General features: G+C 44.5%; 19 protein-coding genes. 10 read left to right on the forward strand and 9 right to left on the reverse strand.

Annotated features, from left to right (window positions below):
• The first annotated feature begins 54 nt into the window (after window positions 1-54).
• The 10 genes from O3297_RS19170 (at window position 55) to O3297_RS19215 (ending at window position 8,741) form a co-directional block, all read left to right on the forward strand.
• Window positions 55-660: a sugar transferase gene (locus O3297_RS19170; RefSeq protein WP_305049449.1), complete on the forward strand. Its 606-nt coding sequence runs from the start codon at window positions 55-57 to the stop codon at window positions 658-660.
• Window positions 650-1,306 carry a dTMP kinase gene (gene tmk / locus O3297_RS19175; RefSeq protein ID WP_305049450.1) on the forward strand — a complete coding sequence of 219 codons (657 nt, stop codon included), beginning with the start codon at window positions 650-652 and terminating at the stop codon, window positions 1,304-1,306. The genes O3297_RS19170 and tmk overlap by 11 nt, the downstream gene beginning before the upstream one ends.
• A gap of 49 nt (window positions 1,307-1,355) precedes the next feature.
• Window positions 1,356-2,432 carry a dTDP-glucose 4,6-dehydratase gene (gene rfbB, locus O3297_RS19180; protein WP_305049451.1) on the forward strand — a complete coding sequence of 359 codons (1,077 nt, stop codon included), beginning with the start codon at window positions 1,356-1,358 and terminating at the stop codon, window positions 2,430-2,432.
• Window positions 2,432-3,325, forward strand: coding sequence for a glucose-1-phosphate thymidylyltransferase RfbA (gene rfbA / locus O3297_RS19185; RefSeq protein WP_305049452.1), 894 nt, complete (start codon window positions 2,432-2,434; stop codon window positions 3,323-3,325). The genes rfbB and rfbA overlap by 1 nt, the downstream gene beginning before the upstream one ends.
• Window positions 3,326-3,348: 23 nt before the next feature.
• Window positions 3,349-3,894: a dTDP-4-dehydrorhamnose 3,5-epimerase gene (gene rfbC, locus O3297_RS19190; RefSeq protein ID WP_305049453.1), complete on the forward strand. Its 546-nt coding sequence runs from the start codon at window positions 3,349-3,351 to the stop codon at window positions 3,892-3,894.
• A gap of 40 nt (window positions 3,895-3,934) precedes the next feature.
• Entirely contained in the window at window positions 3,935-4,807 is an 873-nt protein-coding gene (gene rfbD, locus O3297_RS19195) for a dTDP-4-dehydrorhamnose reductase (protein ID WP_305049454.1), read from the forward strand.
• Window positions 4,808-5,370: 563 nt separating this feature from the next.
• Window positions 5,371-5,679 carry a hypothetical protein gene (locus O3297_RS19200; RefSeq protein ID WP_305049455.1) on the forward strand — a complete coding sequence of 103 codons (309 nt, stop codon included), beginning with the start codon at window positions 5,371-5,373 and terminating at the stop codon, window positions 5,677-5,679.
• A 182-nt stretch (window positions 5,680-5,861) separates the two neighbouring features.
• The gene (locus O3297_RS19205; protein WP_305049456.1) at window positions 5,862-6,077 is read left to right on the forward strand and encodes a hypothetical protein; all 216 of its coding nucleotides are present in this window, start codon (window positions 5,862-5,864) and stop codon (window positions 6,075-6,077) included.
• Window positions 6,070-7,368, forward strand: coding sequence for a class I SAM-dependent methyltransferase (locus O3297_RS19210; RefSeq protein WP_305049457.1), 1,299 nt, complete (start codon window positions 6,070-6,072; stop codon window positions 7,366-7,368). The genes O3297_RS19205 and O3297_RS19210 overlap by 8 nt, the downstream gene beginning before the upstream one ends.
• On the forward strand, window positions 7,347-8,741 hold the full coding sequence (locus tag O3297_RS19215) for a hypothetical protein (RefSeq protein WP_305049458.1): 1,395 nt from the start codon (window positions 7,347-7,349) through the stop codon (window positions 8,739-8,741). Before O3297_RS19210 ends, O3297_RS19215 begins: the two co-directional genes overlap by 22 nt.
• A gap of 605 nt (window positions 8,742-9,346) precedes the next feature.
• Here the strand turns inward: O3297_RS19215 and O3297_RS19220 are convergent.
• From O3297_RS19220 to O3297_RS19260, 9 genes are all read right to left on the reverse strand, one after another.
• Window positions 9,347-9,667 carry a hypothetical protein gene (locus tag O3297_RS19220; RefSeq protein ID WP_305049459.1) on the reverse strand — a complete coding sequence of 107 codons (321 nt, stop codon included), beginning with the start codon at window positions 9,665-9,667 and terminating at the stop codon, window positions 9,347-9,349.
• A gap of 202 nt (window positions 9,668-9,869) precedes the next feature.
• Window positions 9,870-10,496, reverse strand: a complete 627-nt coding sequence (locus O3297_RS19225) for a GNAT family N-acetyltransferase (protein ID WP_305049460.1) — start codon at window positions 10,494-10,496, stop codon at window positions 9,870-9,872.
• 611 nt (window positions 10,497-11,107) lie between these two features.
• On the reverse strand, window positions 11,108-13,066 hold the full coding sequence (locus O3297_RS19230) for an acyltransferase family protein (RefSeq protein ID WP_305049461.1): 1,959 nt from the start codon (window positions 13,064-13,066) through the stop codon (window positions 11,108-11,110).
• A 181-nt stretch (window positions 13,067-13,247) separates the two neighbouring features.
• Complete coding sequence (locus tag O3297_RS19235) at window positions 13,248-14,198, reverse strand: glycosyltransferase (protein ID WP_305049462.1); 951 nt, start codon at window positions 14,196-14,198, stop codon at window positions 13,248-13,250.
• A 25-nt stretch (window positions 14,199-14,223) separates the two neighbouring features.
• Window positions 14,224-15,342, reverse strand: coding sequence for a hypothetical protein (locus O3297_RS19240; protein WP_305049463.1), 1,119 nt, complete (start codon window positions 15,340-15,342; stop codon window positions 14,224-14,226).
• Window positions 15,343-15,438: 96 nt separating this feature from the next.
• A complete protein-coding gene (locus tag O3297_RS19245) occupies window positions 15,439-16,437 on the reverse strand; it encodes a glycosyltransferase family 1 protein (RefSeq protein WP_305049464.1) in 999 nt (332 codons plus the stop codon).
• Window positions 16,438-16,591: 154 nt separating this feature from the next.
• Window positions 16,592-17,641 carry a glycosyltransferase gene (locus tag O3297_RS19250; RefSeq protein WP_305049465.1) on the reverse strand — a complete coding sequence of 350 codons (1,050 nt, stop codon included), beginning with the start codon at window positions 17,639-17,641 and terminating at the stop codon, window positions 16,592-16,594.
• A gap of 29 nt (window positions 17,642-17,670) precedes the next feature.
• Window positions 17,671-18,645 (reverse strand): glycosyltransferase family 2 protein, encoded by a 975-nt coding sequence (locus O3297_RS19255; RefSeq protein ID WP_305049466.1) that lies wholly within the window; start codon window positions 18,643-18,645, stop codon window positions 17,671-17,673.
• Window position 18,646: 1 nt separating this feature from the next.
• The gene (locus tag O3297_RS19260) at window positions 18,647-19,858 is read right to left on the reverse strand and encodes an O-antigen translocase (protein ID WP_305049712.1); all 1,212 of its coding nucleotides are present in this window, start codon (window positions 19,856-19,858) and stop codon (window positions 18,647-18,649) included.
• Between the last annotated feature and the right edge of the window lie 74 nt (window positions 19,859-19,932).

Raw genomic sequence — 19,932 nt, forward strand, 5'->3', positions numbered from 1 at the left:
CGAAAACAAGATTCACGCAGAATAAGATCACACTAATATAAAGTAATAGGAACCATGTATAAATTTTTCAAGCGTCTGTTAGATATTGTTGGCGGCACAATACTTTTCATTATTTCCCTTCCCATCATCTTGATCACGGCAATAATTGTCAGATTTGAGTCAAAAGGCTCTCCTTTCTTTTTCCAGACACGTATCGGTCTGCGCGGCAAGCCATTCAAGATCTTCAAATTGCGCGGCATGTTCGTCGATGCGCGTGAACGCTTTCCAGAATTGTATGACTATTCCGCCAATACCACGCTTGATTTTCATTTTCACTATGAACATGATCCACGCGTCACCAAAACTGGACATATCATCAGAAAATACAGCATCGATGAGCTGCCGAATTTCTTCAATGTCATCATGGGTGACATGTCACTGGTCGGTCCACGTCCTGAGATTCCAGACATTTTGCAGAAATATGAGCAATTCAAGGAAGAGTACATTTCGGTCAAGCCAGGTATTACCTGCTTGTCAAAAATTTCGGGCCGTGACACGCTGACAAAGTTGGAAACCATCGAACTGGATCTGAACTACATCCGTACACGAAGCCTAAAAAAAGACATTCACATTCTACTGACCACTTTTACGCAAGTTATTTTGAAAAAAAATGTCTATTAAATTAAATAGTTCATCCGAGAACAGCAAGTCAGGAAAATTCATTTCTTTCGAAGGAATTGACGGCGCAGGCAAGTCCAGCCACATTTCCTGGCTGCTGGAGCAGCTTACGCAGAATGGCATTTCTGTCGTGTCGAGCCGCGAGCCGGGCGGCACGCCACTCGGCGAAAAACTTCGCGACATTATCCTGAAAGATGAAATGCAACCAGCTACGGAAGCCTTGCTGGCTTTTGCTGCACGCCAGGAAAATGTCCTGACCGTCATTCAGCCAGCACTGACAAACGGCCACTGGGTGCTTTGCGACCGATTCACCGATTCCACTTTTGCGTATCAAGGATATGGCCGTGGCTTCCCCCTGGGAAAGCTGGTCGAGCTGGAGGGCTGGGTCCATGCGGACTTGCAGCCGACGCTGACCATCATCTTCGACTGCGACCCTGTGGTTGCCGCACAACGCCTAGCAGGCAGCCGTGTGGCAGACAAATTCGAGCGTCAATCTGTGGACTTCTTTACCCGCGTACGCGATGGCTATCTCATACGCGCGGCACAGCATCCGGAGCGCTACGCGATCATCAATAGCAACCAGAGCATGGACGCGGTCAGAGACGCGCTGTCACCGCTGGTCAAGTTGCTGCTGATGGAAAAAACTTGATAGTCGGACTCCGGCCATTAAAATAATTTTATTAATAAGGAAGTAGAAAATGATTTTCGTTACAGGTGGTGCTGGCTTTATCGGCTCAAATTTTGTATTGGATTGGTTGGCACAGAGCAGTGAAACAGTCGTCAATTTTGACAAATTGACGTATGCCGGAAATCTTAACAATTTGGCGTCCATCAGCGATGATCCACGCCATATTTTCGTCCAGGGCGATATCAACGACACGGTACTTCTGTCGCAATTATTTGAGCAACACAAGCCTCGCGCGGTTGTCCATTTTGCAGCGGAAAGCCATGTCGATCGTTCGATTCACAATCCAGGCGCATTTGTAACGACTAATGTCAACGGTACCTTCAGCCTGCTGGAAGCTGCCCGCGGCTATTGGAATACCCTGTCGGGTGCCGAGCGCGAAAGCTTCCGCTTCCTGCACGTGTCGACCGACGAAGTGTATGGCACCCTGGGCGCAGACGATGCACCATTTTCCGAAACCACGCCATATGCGCCAAACAGCCCTTACTCGGCCTCGAAAGCAGCGTCCGACCATCTCGTCCGTTCGTATCACCACACGTATGGTTTCCCAACCCTGACCACGAATTGCTCCAACAATTACGGCGGCTTCCATTTCCCTGAAAAGCTTATTCCGCTGATCATCAGCAATGCGCGCGATGGCAAAGCGCTACCGATCTATGGCGACGGCCAGCAGATCCGCGACTGGCTGTATGTCGGCGACCACTGCACGGCAATTCGCCGCGTACTGGAAGCTGGCCGCGTCGGCGAAGTGTACAACGTTGGCGGCTGGAACGAAAAAGCCAATCTCGAAGTGGTTCACACCCTATGCGACATTCTGGACAAACTGACGCCGAAAGCGGCAGGCAGCTACCGCGACCAGATCACCTATGTACAGGATCGCCCTGGCCATGACCGCCGCTATGCCATCGATGCCCGCAAAATCGAGCGTGAACTGGGCTGGAAGCCGGCCGAGACATTCGAGTCCGGTATTGCCAAGACCGTCCAATGGTATCTGGACAACCAGGAATGGGTTCGCAATGTACAGTCCGGCGATTACCAGAACTGGCTGGAAAAAAATTACGCGTCCCGCGACAGCAAGGAAGGTGTGTAATGGTCGAGCAGATCGAACGCAAAGGCATCATCCTCGCCGGTGGTTCAGGCACGCGCCTGTATCCCGTCACCATGGCCGTATCGAAGCAGCTGCTTCCAGTGTATGACAAGCCGATGATTTACTATCCGCTGACCACCCTGATGCTAGCTGGCATACGCGACATTCTGATCATTTCCACGCCACAAGATACGCCGCGCTTCCAGGAGTTGCTGGGCGACGGCAGCCAGTGGGGTATCAGCCTGACCTATGCCGTGCAACCGAGTCCGGATGGCTTGGCGCAGGCCTTCATCATCGGCAAGGAGTTTGTCGGCGATGCACCATCGGCCCTGATCCTGGGAGACAACATCTATTACGGCCACGACTTCGAAACGCAATTACGCAAAGCCTCGGCGCGCACCAGTGGCTCGACCGTGTTCGCCTATCACGTGCACGATCCGGAACGCTATGGCGTCGTCGATTTCGATGCGCAACGGCGCGCCATCAGCATCGAAGAGAAGCCACTCAAGCCAAAATCGAATTACGCCGTCACCGGCCTGTATTTCTACGACAGCCAGGTGTGCGATATCGCCGCCGCCATCGTTCCGTCACCACGTGGCGAGCTGGAAATCACGGATGTCAACCGCACTTATCTGGAGCGGGGCCAGCTGAACGTGGAACTGATGGGGCGCGGCATGGCCTGGCTCGATACCGGCACGCATGAATCGTTACTGGAAGCGGGCCAATTCATCGCCACCATCGAGAACCGCCAGGGCTTGAAAGTCGCCTGCCCGGAGGAAATCGCCTACCGTAAAGGGTATATCGATGCCGCCAAACTGGAACAACTGGCCCAACCATTGAAGAAAAATGCGTATGGCCAATACCTGCTGCGTCTACTCGAAGAAAAAATATATTAAGGCCTGAACGGCTCATCCATACCATGCAAATTCAAACCACAGCAATTCCGGATGTCCTGATCATCGAGCCTACTGTCTTTGGCGATGATCGCGGCTTTTTCTATGAGAGTTTTAACCAGAAACGCTTTACCGAACTGACTGGCATCACGCGCGACTTCGTGCAGGACAACCACTCCAAGTCAGCCAAGGGTGTGTTGCGCGGCCTGCATTATCAGATCCAGCAGCCACAAGGCAAGCTGGTGCGCGTCACCGCTGGCGAAGTATTCGACGTCGTCGTTGACCTGCGTAAAAGCTCACCAACTTTCGGAAATTGGGCCGGCGTCGTGCTGTCGGCCGCCAACAAACGCCAGTTATGGATACCTGAAGGTTTCGCCCACGGCTTCCTAGTGACCAGCGACAGCGCAGAGTTTCTGTACAAGACCACCGACTATTGGGCACCGGAATTCGAGCGCAGCATCCTGTGGAATGACCCGGTAATCGGTATCGGCTGGCCGCTGGATGGCGAGCCGGTACTGTCTGGCAAGGACAAAGTCGGCACATTGCTGGCCAATGCCGACGTCTTCGCCTGAGTACTGTAGTTCAGCCGCGCCACCATTCACGGGAACAAATATGAGCCGTATCTTAATTACAGGAAAAACCGGCCAGGTCGGCTACGAGCTGGAACGCAGCCTGCAAGGTCTGGGAGAGATCATCGCGCTAGACCGCAGCCAGATGGACCTGGCCGATCTCGACCAGGTGCGCGACGTGATCCGCCGCATCAAGCCGACCCTGATCGTTAATCCGGCCGCCTACACCGCTGTCGACAAGGCCGAGAGCGAACCTGAACTGGCACTACGCATCAACGGCGAAGCGCCGGGTGTGATGGCGGAAGAGGCGAAAAAGCTGGGCGCCGCGATGATCCATTACAGCACCGACTACGTATTTGATGGCTCGAAAGATGGCCCCTACGTTGAAACCGATCCGACCTGCCCGATCAATGTCTACGGCAGCAGCAAGCTGGCCGGCGAACAGGCGATCCAGGCCACCGGCATCCCCCACCTGATCTTGCGCACCAGCTGGGTCTATAGCACGCATGGCAAAAACTTTCTGTTGACCATGCTGCGCCTGGCAAAGGAGCGCGAAGAACTAGGTATCGTATCCGATCAGTTCGGCGCACCGACGTGGAGTCGTACCATTGCGGATACCACGGCGCATATCGTGGCGCAAAACCTGACGGCAAGCGACCAGCAAGCATGGTGGCATGCACGCTCCGGTCTCTATCATTTGACGGCGCAAGGAAGGACCAGCTGGTTCGGTTTTACCGAAGCAATCATGGCCCATCCTTCAATTACTAAAAAACCAAGATTAAAACCGATATTAGCTCAAGATTATCCTGTCCCGGCGAAGCGTCCGACCAATTCAGTACTGTCATCACAGCGCTTGATGGATACTTTTTGTCGTATTCCGGATTGGCAGGACGCATTAAGGCTGTGTCAAAATTAAATATCCCCCTATAAACAGAAATAGAAAATGCTAATTATTCAGCCGGAGTAAGCGCCGCAAATAGCAGTTGTAAACGACGCTGTTTTGCCGCTTTACTCCGGCAGGCCAATGAAATAAAAAACGCCGTTATCTCTGGATAACTATCCGAAACGAACAAGGACGACCTCAATCAATGCCGACGCATCGGGCCTTCGCGTGGCCAGCCAGTTACACTGGCGCAACATCGCGGCCAACGAGTCCCGACATGTATCACGATATGGATTAAACTGCTGTCTCAAATCATGGATCCGCTTTACTATGACACAGTGACAGATGGTATATATTTGACGCCCGGCAATTTCAAACACCAAGTGCCGCACTGGGTTAATGAACAGTGTTCATTGGGTGTTGTAGCAATGCTATGTATTGTGCATAAACATACAATCCTAGTCCGTGGACGCATATTGAGCGACAGCGCGATGACATTCAACCGTCCGGGGAGCAAATCGATAAGTCAATGCTTTTGGATGGGTACTGGTGCAGCAGACCGTTGGCGTTCTAGTTGCCCCCCGTTGCCAAGGACCGTGCGGATCGACGGAATCAATCCGCAGGCCGGTGCGCTCAGTGAAGATTTTATGCCCGTCCATCTCGCGGCCTTGGCCACAGGTCATCATTTTGCACATCGCTGCTGGTTCGCCGTGAGGACGGCGGCGAAGCTGTCAACAACGGTCTTGTTGGTGGCGGCCAGCGCCCTTGATTACGTAGCCCTTCCATTGGCCAGGAACGAGGCGCTCCTCGATCGCAGGAGTGCGAATATGAATGCTCTGCATGTCCAGTATCTGCCCTCGGCGATTTCGCAGCCCATCGTGCTGGTCGAACGGCAAAGACGTTGAGCAATGGCTCGAATGGAACACAGGACGTCGCACATGGTCGTGACAACTACGCGCTCCTGGGTGGCGAGATGTTGGTAGATTTTCGCTGGCGGCACCTTACGGCAGAAGGTGTTGCACTTGGTCGCTCAGAACGCCACCAATGGTATCCGTACTGATAAATACATTGAAAAGGTACATAAGTAATGAAATTTATTTATATTGAATTAAGGATCGTCTTGCGCGCGGTACTGCTCTGTGTAGCTTTTTCCTCCCCGGCTTATGCCTATGTTGATCCCGGCTCAGCCCTCTTAGTGCTACAGAGTATTTTTGCCATTATTGGTGCAGCATTAACATTTATCAAAAAGCCTCGACAAATGATCGCCAAGCTGTTTAGTCGAAAGAAAAATAACGATGCGTGATCCTGAAGGCACGATTGAATTTCAGGGACAAACAGTCATTCGCCGCATCCGCCCCACCGCTACCGCCAAGCAATTTCTTCTATCGAAAGCTGCTGCGACGCTCGTAGAAGCCGGTAGGATGGTTCCGTACGAGTTCACGACTCCCGAAACACTCGAGTCGCCTAAGTTGCCGTTCGTCAGTTATCCCTTTGAGTGGTGTGACGCGCAACTTTATTTAGCGGCGCAAATCACGTTAGATATCTCGCGTGAAATTCTCGGTGCTGGGCATGAGCTGAAAGACGCTTCGGCATGGAACGTAATTTTCCAGGGCAATCAGCCCATGTTCTGTGATCACCTTTCGTTCCAGCCGATTGTTACGTCACAGTGGTGGGCGTTTGGCCAGTTTACTCGTCATTTTCTGCTGCCACTTGCAGTGTCGCAGCAACGTGGCCTGAAGCCGCACCAAAGTTACAGCACCTATCGCGATGGCATTCCACCAGATGTTGCTCGTAGTTTGCTAGGTTTCAAACGATACTTGACGCGCTACTGGCCACTCATGGTGGCAAGTAACAACAAATCTCAAACTCGCACTCAAGTTCCTACAAAAGATGGTAAACATCTACATGGCAGTCTCTACGGTTTCTGCCAATCCATGCTCAATGGTGGAAAACCCAACCAGGCGCGTAGCCATTGGGCTGACTATACTGACACGCGCCATCACTATACCGACGTAGCTTCCACTGCAAAATTTCAAAAGGTAGGCGAATGGCTGGAAAACACCGCGCCTGCTTGGGTGGTCGACCTCGGCTGTAACACCGGAGAATTTACGGTTCTGTCGGCCGGAACCGGTGCCGACGTGATCGCCGTCGATCTGGACCATGACGCCATTCAAAAGCTTGTGCTTTCGCAAAGCAATGCCACCAATATCCATCCTCTCGTCACCAATTTAGGGGATATGGTTGGCGGACGCGGTTGGGGTGGTGATGAATTTCCTTCGCTCATGACTCGTCTGCACCAGCGCGCCGACATGCTGTTGATGCTTGCGCTCATTCATCACCTGGCGATATCTGAAGGTATCCATATGGGGAAAATTGCGCAGATGGCGGCACACATTACGCGCAAGTTCCTGATCGTTGAATTACTCGATGAAAATGATCCGATGGTCTTGCACCTGTGCAGCCAGCGCAAGCGCGAGCCCAAGGAATTTTCTGTGGCTGTACAAATGGCAGCCTTTAGTCAATATTTCAGTACGGTTGCAAGCTATTCCGTACCCAATACACTGCGCATGCTATGTCTACTCAAGAAACTGTAAGCGAAATGCGGGCAGGGCAGCCGCTTTATGCCGCGACCCTGGCGTTCCTCACGCTACTGTTGCTTAGACAGACTGACTGGATCTGGAGCAGCCTATATTTTCAATATCACACAGCGAGCGAAATCACCATCGCTTTTGGGCTGCTGGTTGTCTTTGTTATCGGTTGTGTTGCACTGCTGCGCCGTGTATTGGGGCAAGCCACAACAATAAAACTGATAAACGTCTGCATAGCCCTGTTGTTGACTTTTATCGGGTTCAATTACCTTAAGCAGTTGGAATTGATTACGATGCAAAGCAATACCTTGCAAAAAACACTCGCAGTGGTATCGGCTATCACTGCAAGTCTATTAACTCTCAAAATCAGTATTGAGACTTGGAAACGTCTTTACTTGGCTGGAATCGTCGGAGGAGTGATTTTCATCTTTTTCCCAGTGGTGCTTGCGAACACGAATGCCTCCACGGTCTACTGGCCAAGCCCAAGTTATCAACCGCCGACAGTAGCGGCCCCAAATATGCCAGCGCAAAACACAATTGTTTTGCTGTTAGATGAGTTCAGTGCCAGCGCAGCCGGGCCTGTTGCTAAGCAACTACAGGAGGCCGGATTACATGTCACAGTAAGCAATATAGATCCGGTGGGCAAGAACACGATCAACGTTATTCCCGCCATTTTTATGAGGAAACGTTTTAACCAATCAGTGGCCTGTGGGCCCACTCAAATCTGCAGTACAAGCAAAGTATTGGATTTTTCCAAAGTAAAAGCTAGTTCGGAGAATATTGACATCGTGGGTTTCTATCACCGCTATTGTTCCATTCAAGGCCTTCGTTCCTGCTCTTTTGCTCCCATTTCGATAAAGTCAGCTGGCACAGAATTGGCTTGCAGCTTTCCTGGACTCAATGCACTGGGGTTCTTGGGCTGCGAAGCGTCCGAGTCAGACAGAAAAACAATCCTGGCCTTACGTGACAACATGCAAAAACCATTGATGGAAGCGCCCTTCTGGCAAAAAGGAGGAATTCTATTTGCACATCTTTTGGTGCCACACCCGTTAATGGGGATTCCTTTGAAAACCCTGAATGTAGAATATGCTGAGAACATTGCATACGGTGCTTCAGTAGTTGGACTGGTGGCACAAAGAGCCAAATCGGTGTTTGGAGACAATTTCAGAATTATTGTGTTTTCCGATCACCCCTTGCGGCCAGAATTTTGGTGTGCCGACAAAACCTACATGGCGCTCAAATGCAAACCTGACTCGTCACAGATATCAAATAAAGTGCCGCTTATCATTGCTAATTTTAATGGGAACTACGAGGCGCCACTAAAGATCGAAAATAACATAGCTGTATTCGATCTGTTGTACCAGTTTGATTCTAATTAAGAGTCCGGCCACCCTTGCAATTACCCATAAGTTTTGTGGTCTCATCTCGTTTGACAAAGCAGACATGAGGTTACGCCCCCTCCGTCAATAGTTGTCGCCTCCGCATTTGGAGTTCTAATCAGCCTTGGGGCGACGATTCGGACGCCAGATAGGCGCCCTCGTCGGCCAGACGCGGCACGATTTGCGCCGGGGGCAAGTCTGCGAAGAGCGCCTCGTGGCATACATCGAACGCGCGCTGGCGTTCTTGCTAGCTCAGCTGGTGCCCCGGTGCCGGCCGGATCCCGTCGGTCTCGCATCGGCTTGAACCTCGCCCGTGCGGCACCAGCGCGCGACGGTGCGCGTATTCAGGCCCAGTTCGGCACAGGCCGAACCAAGCGGGGCGCCATCTTGGCAGGCAAATGTCAGCGATCAACTCTTGGCGCTGCTGCAACGCAATCATGCGTCCTCGCCGTCGGTCCAGAGCGCTTCGTCCTTTCGGGACAGCACCTACAATACCGCCGTCTCGGCGAACGCCTTCTACTTGCGGCGCAAATCCCTTTCCAGCTCCCGGATGCGTTTTTTGTCCGTCGCGCGTCGCTGGCACCAGTTTGGTTCAGTCCTGCCAACTAGGCCGAGTGAACTTCCGCGCGCCTGCGTTCCAACTGTTTCACCAACAATCCCTTGCGACGGCAATACGCCGCCAATTCAGCCTCGTTCAGCGGGGCCGCTTCCGGCACCCCACCGCGAACTTGTCGGCGGAACTCCATTGCTCGGGATTTTGTCCGTCGCCGGGCGCCGCGCGGCCTTGCCTCGCGCCTGCTTGCGCCACAGGTACAGCGAGGCTTCCGCACGCCGGTGAGCAGTGCCACTTCGGCCACAGGCTTGTTATGCGGCGCGCTCATCTGGCTGAGCGCGTGCTCTTTCTTCTCGTTGGTGTATTTCGTCATCGTCAAATCTATCGCCCCAAGGCAGATTAGAACTCCAAATGCTGGAGGTGACAACTATTTTGACAGAGGGGGGACAGTGGACTTCCTGTTTTTTGTTGTGAAGCGGTCAATGAATTGCGAACCGTTGTCAGTCAGCAGTTTGATGATCTTGATCGGCGAGGTCATGCTGCGACGAGGAATATGATCACACGAAACTAAACAATTACAACAGTATCTCTATTTCATCGTTTATATGTTTTTTATATTTTTCGAATGAATTTTGTATGGCTTCATGAGATATACTATAAATATAATCATCGCCCTGCTCCCCTGTTCTTACTGCACCAAAGCGTTCATGAAATTGCCACACCGATGTATTTTCTTTTCGAACATCAAAATGAGATTTTTTAAACCCTAAGTTCAAGGCAATCTGATAAAGTAAAAGAGCCGATTCCATGGCAAACCCGCTTGGCCTACCATCCCTCAAAATCCAGGATCCCCAGCAAAAAGAGTCTCCTCTTACATCATAGAGTCGGATTGTCCCAAACCGTTCACCATTACGATCCTCGATAATAAAATATATCTGGCTATTATCATCAGTATATTTTTCCAGCCACGCCACCTGCATATCCAGATCAGCGGTTGTGGCAGATAAATATTTTCCTTTTACCGGATCAGTGCGCAGTTGAAGAATAAATTCCGCGTCCGTTTTATCAGCATTACGAAATACAACATTTTTACCAATGACTTTAAGAGGCTTGATAAAGGAAATATTTTCAATGCAATTTCCTAGCAACGTCGCACCTAATAAAAATGAATTTCTTTCCATGTCTAGTTTTTTGTTTTCCATGATTAACTTTAATTAACATCCAAAGAATTACACACATAATTCTGACAATAAAATCAGAAAAATATTATTTTATTTCCACAAAAAAATACCACAGTATTTTTAGCGATACAATCTAATCATTGCAACACGCCGCAGAACAAATTATGAAATCATATTAGACCCACATATGCGGATAAATTTCAATGAGAAAATTAAAATCACAAAGAAAAATTCAATAAGAAATATAGAGCAATTTAAATATACAATTCATAAATAAATATAAAGTATTTTTAAATAATTTATTCACATTCAATTTTAAAAATTACTTATAAATATTTTCACTAATTATATATTTCCACCTCGAGTTAGTGCTAATTTCCTGATCAGTGATATACCATGCGTTTTTAGTTTTCCTTGGCTTACTTTTGCCGCGTCCCGTTCACAGCCAGATACGTAGTTGCCATGCTCAGTTTACACGGCCCGGATAGGTCGCGAGTGCTAGAACACCTCAAGCCTTACCTCACTCCTATACGGAAAATAGGTTGACTCTCATCATGGGCAAATCATCAAAAGTGGCACTACTATATCACACCATGGCTGGTCATTTTTCGAAGTACTCTGTCACACCGTTCTTATTCCGGCAAAGAATTTAACCAAGAGAAAAAATTTTTTCCATAAATATCACTTCCATCAAAAGTCAAATGATGAGAATCACGATATAATATTTTTTCCTTACTTCTATAAGTACAAACTCCATTAATACAAAATATATTTATTGGGTCAAATATATTTACCATTGGAAAATCTTTCTTTAATCTGTCAAGAATTTTTCTGTGTTCGGCTTGCCGTGCCAAAACATCTTTGATAGATATCTCACAATCTGATTTTCCTTTTACGCAATCAATAGGAAAAAATGGTAGTTCCGGAACGTCAACCACTACTATGACTTTTTTCCCGGAATTTATCAATTCACCAACAGAACGGTTAAGCCCATAATAAAAGAGGTCGATACGGCTCCAGCCACTTTTTTCTTTATTTTTAATAACTACAGTATCAGGTCCAGTATTTCGGCGAACATGGTCTGCAGCATAAGCTGACGTCAACGGATAATTACCATAAAAAGACATTACAACAGTCTTTATATTCTCGGACTTTTTAATCCAATTTATAATTTTTTCGAATTTTACCGCACAACCTTTTTCATCAGCTTCCACACTTACATTAAGTAGAGGTGGACAGCTGGAATTACCAACAAGTGCCCATTTCAGTTCAGTACTATTTTTTTCCAGGCCATAAAATTTATCATCGGCATGACTATCTCCAATTAATACCGCATCTACCTTCCCATGAGTAGTCTGATAACAATAATTTAGAGTTTCTCCTACAACAAGAGATGGATCATCGCATTTCCTGTATCCAAGTTTGGTTGTATCGTACTCAAATGGTTTAAATGGTATTCCGATCTCCCTTCCTGCAAAACCCTTCGTAACATGACCAGTTAGTCCAAATACTGCAAAAAAAAATGTACCCAGAAATGAAAATATAAATATGCTCCTACGACTGAATCGGGAACGATCTCTGAATGGCGACTCAATAAATCTCCAGCTGATATAAGCCAAGGCAAATGTCAGGAAAATTAGCCCACATACTACTATTTTACTAGGTTCATCGAAAGATACATATCGGGAAAAAGCGAACAATGGCTGGTGCCATAAATAGGCACTATAGCTGATCAAACCGATGCCAACAAAAAATCTATTACCAAGTATTATTCCAACTAAATTCCTATCATTTGCCGATAAAATAATCAAAGCTGCTCCGACAGTTGGAACCAGGGCGAAAATACTCGGAAATGGGGTATGTTTATCAAATAAAAATACAGCAAAAACTATCAATGCCGCGCCAAACATGCTGAGCAATTGATTGACATTATCAGACAGTATTTTTCTCCTGTCACTAGCCATGTAGAATGCGACAAATGCACCTATCAGCAGTTCCCAACCGCGAGTAGGAAGCATGAAAAATCCCAGCATTGGCATTCTTGTAGAAGTCCATTGCGCTGCCACCAGGCTGGCAAAAAATATAACAATCAGCATTGCAAGAATCCAGCGTTTGCCAAAGCGCCACATCACAATAAGAAAAATTGGGAAAAATACGTAGTATTGTTCTTCTACTGCCAGGCTCCACGTATGTAATAAAGGCTTGAGTTCAGCAGCGGTATCAAAATATCCGCTTGTGAGCCAAAACAATATATTGGAAGAAAAAACAGAAACGGAAAGCAAGCTCTGAGAAAAATTTTTCATATCATCAGGTACAAGCCACAGCCATGATAATGGCAGACATACCAAGAGAACGAAAAATAGAGCAGGAAGGATTCTTCTTGCTCTTCGTTCATAAAAATTTATAATTGAAAAATTTCCATGCTCAAGCTCCGCGAGAATAATCCTCGTAATCAAATAACCGCTAATCACAAAAAATACATCTACGCCTACAAATCCTCCACTAAAAATCTGAAAGCCTGCATGAAAGAGTATTACTGGCAAAACTGCCAGTGTCCGCAAACCATCTATTTCTCGTCTATAAGCCATCATTCTAGATATTAGTTTTATTATAAAATATTAATAGTTTTTTACTGCATTTTATTATTAAAAAAAAGCATATTATTTTTCTTTTCTAGCTAAAATTTGATCTTCCATTCTTCACGTTTCATTTAATTGAGGATGCAATCATAAAAATATATCGTCATCAATTTGAAAAATTGACCATGAAATATTAAATCCAGCCTAAAAAAGCACAAAAAGCCAAAAACATTCGCTCACTTAATTTTCTACGGCCATGAGCAAGCAAAAAAGCAGCTATTTTTAAGCGTCTGAAAGAAGTAACATTTCTTGAGAAGTTTTCAGTGAATGTAACAAGATCGGGATTCTTTAGGGCACATAAATCATAAATTCTTATAGCACATAGAATCTGATTACGATACCAACCATTTTTAACCTTTTCTATACGATATTGAAATGCAGCAATACTGCCACGCGATCCAATTTCATTATTTGCATGCTGTCGATATCTCATCACAGGACTTTGGTCAAAATACCAACGTCCTCCCCAGTTCCGTACCAGAAGGTAAATCAACCAATCATGGTAGTGCATTTTGGAAACAACTTCAGTATTTTCTATACAAAACAACTGCACTTTTCTAAAAGTAGTTACTGGCAGCACAAAAGTACAGCCTTGACCGGCACCCTCAAGTAAAAAATCACCTTTTCGCATAATGTTCGACTGCCGTAATATACGCGTACGTCCATCGTCCCAGAATGCCTCTACTGCTGCCGAGTAGCCATCAGCGCCCGAGTCATGTAGAGCATCCACAGCACGATTCAGCTTATCCGACAACCATATGTCATCCTGATCAGCCAATGCAACGAAATCATACCCAGATAAATTGGCATTAATAAAAAGCCGTCTAAAATTTTCGCCAGCCGATCCGCTGCTCTTATTCCAACGAATATATTTTACACGTCTTTCACGCACCGAAATTTCATGCAAAAGGTTATGCGTGCCATCAGATGAACAATCATCTCCAGCGAAGACATCTACATCCACTTCTTTTTGATCAAGAATAGATTGCAATTGTTCGGACAGTGAATCCTGCCCATTATAGGTTGCTAGTAAAACTAGTATACGTGGCCGCATACTGGTTTTTTTTTCGGTAGGAAAAGTCATTGCTTTAATATCAATATATTCAATATTATTCTGAGGAATTTGTATCGTTATGAATTTTCAAATGTAAATTATCTTTGGCTATAATCGTAAATACCTTGGCTAGCAAAATTAGTAGCACAAAAAATATACTTTGAACAATGACATTTTTTGCAAATACATCTGGTCCGTGTCTGAAAAAATGCACACTATTCACTATAAAAATAATGACATAAAGAAATCCTAACGATCTGATGGTAAAGAAAGAGAATAAGGCAAGCAAGAATGTATAAATGATTGCTGCCAATATCCAAAAATCACCAAAGTTACCTACAAAATATGCGGCAGGATGCAATGCTAACCCATGAGAAATCGATGATGCATAAAATGGTTCAAGGACAGCGTTAAAATCCAAAATTTGCATGGGCAGGCCTTGAGCATGGTAGCCTTCAGCCCAACCTATTGAGGCAAAAACACCGATAAATTCAGAGAAGAAAACATATAAGTTAAGGCCACTCGTAAAGGTTCCCTTGACAACAATCTCACGAATCACAAAAATTGCCACAGCTACACTGCCGCCGAGGAGCAGGCCTCTAAAAAAAATTTTCCCTGATTTATTATGGTAATCCGCCCACATCATCCAGGTGACCAAAAATAACAAAGTGAAAATTTTCCCCATATATGCAAAATCAAGTAATAGGAAAAAAAGTCCAATCAGAAGCATATAGATGCCTTTGGCACGTATGACAAGGAAACATACTGATGCCACTAATAAATAGCTATAGCCAGGAAAAAAGAAGCTGGATATCAACTCCAAGAGCTCGGGACGTGTAGCCCCACTTGCCAGCCTAAATTTCAACCCAATAAGTAATACAATGAAAAGGTACACAACATGAATAATATGAAGTATCTTAAAAAGTCCCACCATATTTATACTCTTTGTCATGCCAGCATCGATATTGACGAATCGAATTATTGTAAAAAGTCCGACAAAAAGAAAAAAGAAAAATATTGACTCCATCATTCCATCATGAGAATTTTTGTAAAAAACATAAAAATTATCAGGCAAAAATAATGATACAAGACTTGGCAGGATCAAATATAAAAAGCACAACAAATAGAAAAATTTTGATGTATTTCCTAAAATAATTCTTTTTTTATGTTCCATCCAAAACCTTCCATAGCATATCTTCAAAATCTGAGACCATACACTATTGAAAAAATATTTTTAAAAACCAATAAACCTACATGCATTTTAACCAACTCATACTTTTGCAGTTTGTTCAACTTCGTTCCACAATTTTTGGGCGGAACTTGACCAAGAAAACCTTCGCGCCCAAGAAACACGATCTGCGATATGTGTGTCGGAATCTACCGAGCCATCAACGACCTGATTCATCGCCTGAGCGATATCATCAATTGAATAAGGATCTACTAATATTCCATACGCTCCGGCAACTTCAGGCATAGAAGAAATATTGGATGTAATAACCGGACGACCACATGCCATAGCCTCAATAATAGGTAGACCAAATCCTTCATAAAGCGATATATATACTACGCCCAATGATGATCTATAGTATTCCGGAATTTGTGTATCAGAGAGATATCCACAGAACTCTACTTTGTCTGCCACTTTATATTGAGTCGCCCACTCCATAACAGAATCGTCAGACTTTCCTGTCAGCAATAATCGTACGCCTCTTAACGGTGCACTGGAGACAGCGAATGCTTCAATCATTCGTTTGATATTTTTATATGATCGACGATTTCCTGGATAAAAAAGATATGGCCATCCTTTATCGATTACGTTGCCTTCAATACTAAAATCATCACCAACAGCATTCAAAATAGTTACTACACGATCTGGATCACAGCCTGACCATTCCAGCAGTTCATTTCGAGTAAAATCTGAAACCGTTATTATTTTATCTGCTTTGCGATAAAGCGGCTTCAAAACAAAATCGTAATAAGCACGGTGTGCTTTTGAATAAAAATGCAAATGCGTGAGATCATGTACCGTAACTACCACTGGCTTTTTTACAATCGCTGACGGAAAGAAACCTACCGACCATACAACATCACAATCGGCTTTGTTTGCAGCTACAGAAAATGCTAACGGATATAATAAATTTCTTTTTTTTGCTTTAATATCAAAAAAATCTAACTCATGACCGTTTTTTGGTCGGCTGATATACTCTTTATAAACACGACCAATGCCATGTTCGCCGACCCATGATGAGTCACAGGATATTTTCAACATAGTAAATATTTCCAAATGAAATTTATTGATTCCATGTCAATAAGTAAAATTAAAATAGCCGAAGTCGAGTATTGAATTAACTTATTAAATATTGATCAACTTTTATGCAATAATATTATTTTTATCGAAATGCATTACGTACATATACGCATGCTCAAATGACTTTGGCCAAGCAAGCGGCTCGATCAAATTCCCTTATTCGTATCAAGCCATTTTCTTCGCTTGCTACATTACCACTATAAATCTGATTAAGTAAGTCACAGAGCTGTTGACTATTCTTGAAGCGAAAGCGCTTCTTGATCAAGCCACGAACACCACTAATTTCACGGGATATGCTGAGTAATCCTCTTGCACCAAACTCTCTCACAACAAGCGGCTCGCCTTCCCAGCGGGAATTCAATATTAAAACATCATCGCTACCCAAAAAAGTTTCAAGTGCTTCGCCAGAAAGCCAACCGGGAAATCTTATATTCATTAGCTTCATTGTTTTCGCTTTGGCTACTATCTGATCCCTATCAGGTCCATCACCTATCATGATCAACTCACGATACGGATTTCTTGTGTCATTCAACAAGGTCAATAAATCCAGCAAACCTTTTTGCTTGTCATCAAAGCGCCCCACATACACTAAACGCTTCCCAAACGATGTTTCAGGAACTATTACGGTTCGAATTCTATTTGAAATAAAAGTGGTAGGGGTCCGCAAATTTTTTTCTATGATCGTGGATTGAATCTTATTTATGGTCAAATAACCGTCAACTGCGCGCCCCAAACAATTCAATATGCAATTATATATTTTCCCCACTATCCCGTGAGTGAGCGACCTATCAATATACATGGGGACATAACCAATAACGCGGCAATCTTTTACATCTTTTTTTATTGCATGTGAGACTGCGATCAAACCTTCAATGGTCCCTGCACTGATTAGTATTGTATCGAAACCAATAATGCTCTGCTTTAGGACTTTTCTAACCTTTGAAGAATCAAGCCATTGACGCCATACTTTTCCAGGAATAATAAAATCAATTAGCTCTATGTTGCAATCAAGTACTTTGAAATAATCAAAAGTAGATTGGGCGGAACAGATAATATTAATTTTATGACCTATACCGATAAGATCAGCAGCAATTTCATATGCTTGTGACTCATGTCCTCCAATAACTGAACCACTGACAATAATCAGTATATTTTTTTTAATCACACATTTCTTCCTTCAAATCCATAAAAATATTATACTTTACCAAGAATATGTCTCGCCTTGCGCCAACCAAGTACGCCGGATTTTCCAAATAACAAATAAACCTGTTCGCGGGTGCAAATAGCGGCACGATTCTTCAACAAAAAGGAAATTTTTTGGAAAATATTGAACGACAGTTTCCCGCTCAGAATCTCATATAAAGTTATTTTACTTTTCAACAATGACGTTAAATATTCTTTGTCGACCGCTGGCGAAATCTGAATACAAGTAATCCAGTGTCTCATGTGGCGTTCGCGAACAACCATGTCTTGTGTGAACCGACGATAAAATTCGTCACTACTCTGTTTATTTCTGATCCACGAACTTGCTGATTGCTCGTGTACTCTATACTTATATGTCTTTATTGATGAGGTCAAGATACCGCCATCAACAATTCCTCGAAAAGAAAGTTGGTCATCTTCGTTTGGCACATCCAATGGCAGCGGTCCATATTTTGAAAAAATTACACTACGAAATGCCTGGCCCACTGGATGTATTCCTGGAAAACCAAATCTGATCACTTTCACTACATCACTAATATTCAGGGCGTCTTCTTCATTTCTCTCACCGGTAATTTCACCAGATGAATTAATAATATAGCCGCTATTTGCCACCACATTCACTTGTGGATTGCGTGAAAATAACTCGTCCGTAATAGCGCATCGCTCTGGCAACGAAATATCATCGCCTGCCATTGCAATTATTATTTCTCCAGTGCATTCTTTTAGCCCCCTCTGCAGATTTTCTGTTATCCCACGATTTTTCTCGGATAACAAAAGCGTCCAATGATACAACGCGTATTTATTAACATAATCTCTTATAATAGCTTGCGTTTTATCTTTCGATGCATCATCAGCAATAATTACTTGATGCGGTGTTTCAGTTTGATTTCTTACTCCGTCTAGTGCCTCAACGATATAATCTTCTTGATTAAAACAAATCAATACAATGGATATCTTTTTACTCATGTTATTTCCGATTTACGCGCAGATTATGAATTACGCATGGCACCAACAGTGCCAAATACAATGAATTATTTACAAAATAGGCAACTACAACGCCTTTGGTACCAATAAAATTTACAAGTAGATATGACAAAATAACATAGGTAATATTGATGGTAACTTCAATAAAAATAAATTGACGTGTCAAACTTTTGCTAATCAAATAAAATGAAAATATCCAAGCGATTGTTCTTACAAAATCACCACATAGCTGATAAAACAACAGGTTGCCTAGTGGAAGAAAATCTTTCGAAAATAAAATTTCTATCCATAAATTTTTAGAAAAATATATTACTACCACACCAACAAATGTCACCGGCATCAATAGTTTTAGTCCTGACAGCATTTCTTTCTTTATTTGAAGCTGATCATTTAACTCTGCCAGACGAGGCAAATAATAAATGGAGAGGGGCGTAGTGATCAGCATTAGAAAAATACTGCTGATCCGATTAATCGCCTCCCAATATCCGGCAGCAGTGGCATTTACATCAGTAATTAGAATTCCACGAATCATAATTAATCCGATCGGTCCTACTACTGACGTAACTAGCGCCATCGCGGTGTAATGACTCAACCTAATTGTTGTCGCACGATTTGGCTTGCCAAATAAACTGCTAAGTTTGAACCATTCAAGTTTTCTACAGATAAAAATTGTGGCAACACAAGCAACTGACTGATTAATAGAAAGCGCTATTAGTGCACCATTCAATCCTAAACGCCATGCGAGAAATCCTGTTACCAAAAGCGCAATAATACTATTTGCTATGTTGGCAAATACAAAACGGCGGATATCTTTAGTGCCATTCAAGATGGATAACAATAGGGTATTAAAAACAAACAGTACCAAACACACTGATATCCAAATAAACACGCTGCCAAATTTTTCATCATGCAATAAATATGAGGCAAGTTGTCTATAAAAAATAACAACTATCATGGCAATTAAAAGCGCACCGATCAGCCCTGTAAAACTGGCAGTCTTCCATACCAAAACTTGCTTTGATCGCTCTTGTCCATATTCGGCAGTGTATTTCGTTACGCCCGTGCCGACGCCTGCACTTGCAACGGTCGTCAATGTGGTAATAATATTTTGAAGCTGCCCGACTACTGCATAACCAGCAGGTCCGATATATACAGCAAGTATCTTGTTCAAAACAAGCATGCTTATTATCCGCATAACTACTGCAATGGCATTCAACAAGCTTGTTCTGATCAATGTCACTTATATCTCGCTATAACTAATCTGAAAAT

Source organism: Janthinobacterium sp. SUN128 (assembly GCF_030587275.1).
In the GTDB taxonomy this organism is placed as follows: Bacteria; Pseudomonadota; Gammaproteobacteria; order Burkholderiales; family Burkholderiaceae_D; genus Janthinobacterium; species Janthinobacterium lividum.

What these genes read in the sequence shown, in the direction of transcription:
- O3297_RS19170 (WP_305049449.1), top strand. Translation starts at nt 55, where the DNA reads ATGTATAAATTTTTCAAGCGTCTGTTAGATATTGTTGGCGGCACAATA.
- tmk (WP_305049450.1), top strand. Translation starts at nt 650, where the DNA reads ATGTCTATTAAATTAAATAGTTCATCCGAGAACAGCAAGTCAGGAAAA.
- rfbB (WP_305049451.1), top strand. Translation starts at nt 1,356, where the DNA reads ATGATTTTCGTTACAGGTGGTGCTGGCTTTATCGGCTCAAATTTTGTA.
- rfbA (WP_305049452.1), top strand. Translation starts at nt 2,432, where the DNA reads ATGGTCGAGCAGATCGAACGCAAAGGCATCATCCTCGCCGGTGGTTCA.
- rfbC (WP_305049453.1), top strand. Translation starts at nt 3,349, where the DNA reads ATGCAAATTCAAACCACAGCAATTCCGGATGTCCTGATCATCGAGCCT.
- rfbD (WP_305049454.1), top strand. Translation starts at nt 3,935, where the DNA reads ATGAGCCGTATCTTAATTACAGGAAAAACCGGCCAGGTCGGCTACGAG.
- O3297_RS19205 (WP_305049456.1), top strand. Translation starts at nt 5,862, where the DNA reads ATGAAATTTATTTATATTGAATTAAGGATCGTCTTGCGCGCGGTACTG.
- O3297_RS19210 (WP_305049457.1), top strand. Translation starts at nt 6,070, where the DNA reads ATGCGTGATCCTGAAGGCACGATTGAATTTCAGGGACAAACAGTCATT.
- O3297_RS19215 (WP_305049458.1), top strand. Translation starts at nt 7,347, where the DNA reads ATGTCTACTCAAGAAACTGTAAGCGAAATGCGGGCAGGGCAGCCGCTT.
- O3297_RS19220 (WP_305049459.1), bottom strand. Translation starts at nt 9,667, where the DNA reads ATGACGAAATACACCAACGAGAAGAAAGAGCACGCGCTCAGCCAGATG.
- O3297_RS19225 (WP_305049460.1), bottom strand. Translation starts at nt 10,496, where the DNA reads ATGGAAAACAAAAAACTAGACATGGAAAGAAATTCATTTTTATTAGGT.
- O3297_RS19230 (WP_305049461.1), bottom strand. Translation starts at nt 13,066, where the DNA reads ATGATGGCTTATAGACGAGAAATAGATGGTTTGCGGACACTGGCAGTT.
- O3297_RS19235 (WP_305049462.1), bottom strand. Translation starts at nt 14,198, where the DNA reads ATGACTTTTCCTACCGAAAAAAAAACCAGTATGCGGCCACGTATACTA.
- O3297_RS19240 (WP_305049463.1), bottom strand. Translation starts at nt 15,342, where the DNA reads ATGGAACATAAAAAAAGAATTATTTTAGGAAATACATCAAAATTTTTC.
- O3297_RS19245 (WP_305049464.1), bottom strand. Translation starts at nt 16,437, where the DNA reads ATGTTGAAAATATCCTGTGACTCATCATGGGTCGGCGAACATGGCATT.
- O3297_RS19255 (WP_305049466.1), bottom strand. Translation starts at nt 18,645, where the DNA reads ATGAGTAAAAAGATATCCATTGTATTGATTTGTTTTAATCAAGAAGAT.
- O3297_RS19260 (WP_305049712.1), bottom strand. Translation starts at nt 19,858, where the DNA reads ATGCGGATAATAAGCATGCTTGTTTTGAACAAGATACTTGCTGTATAT.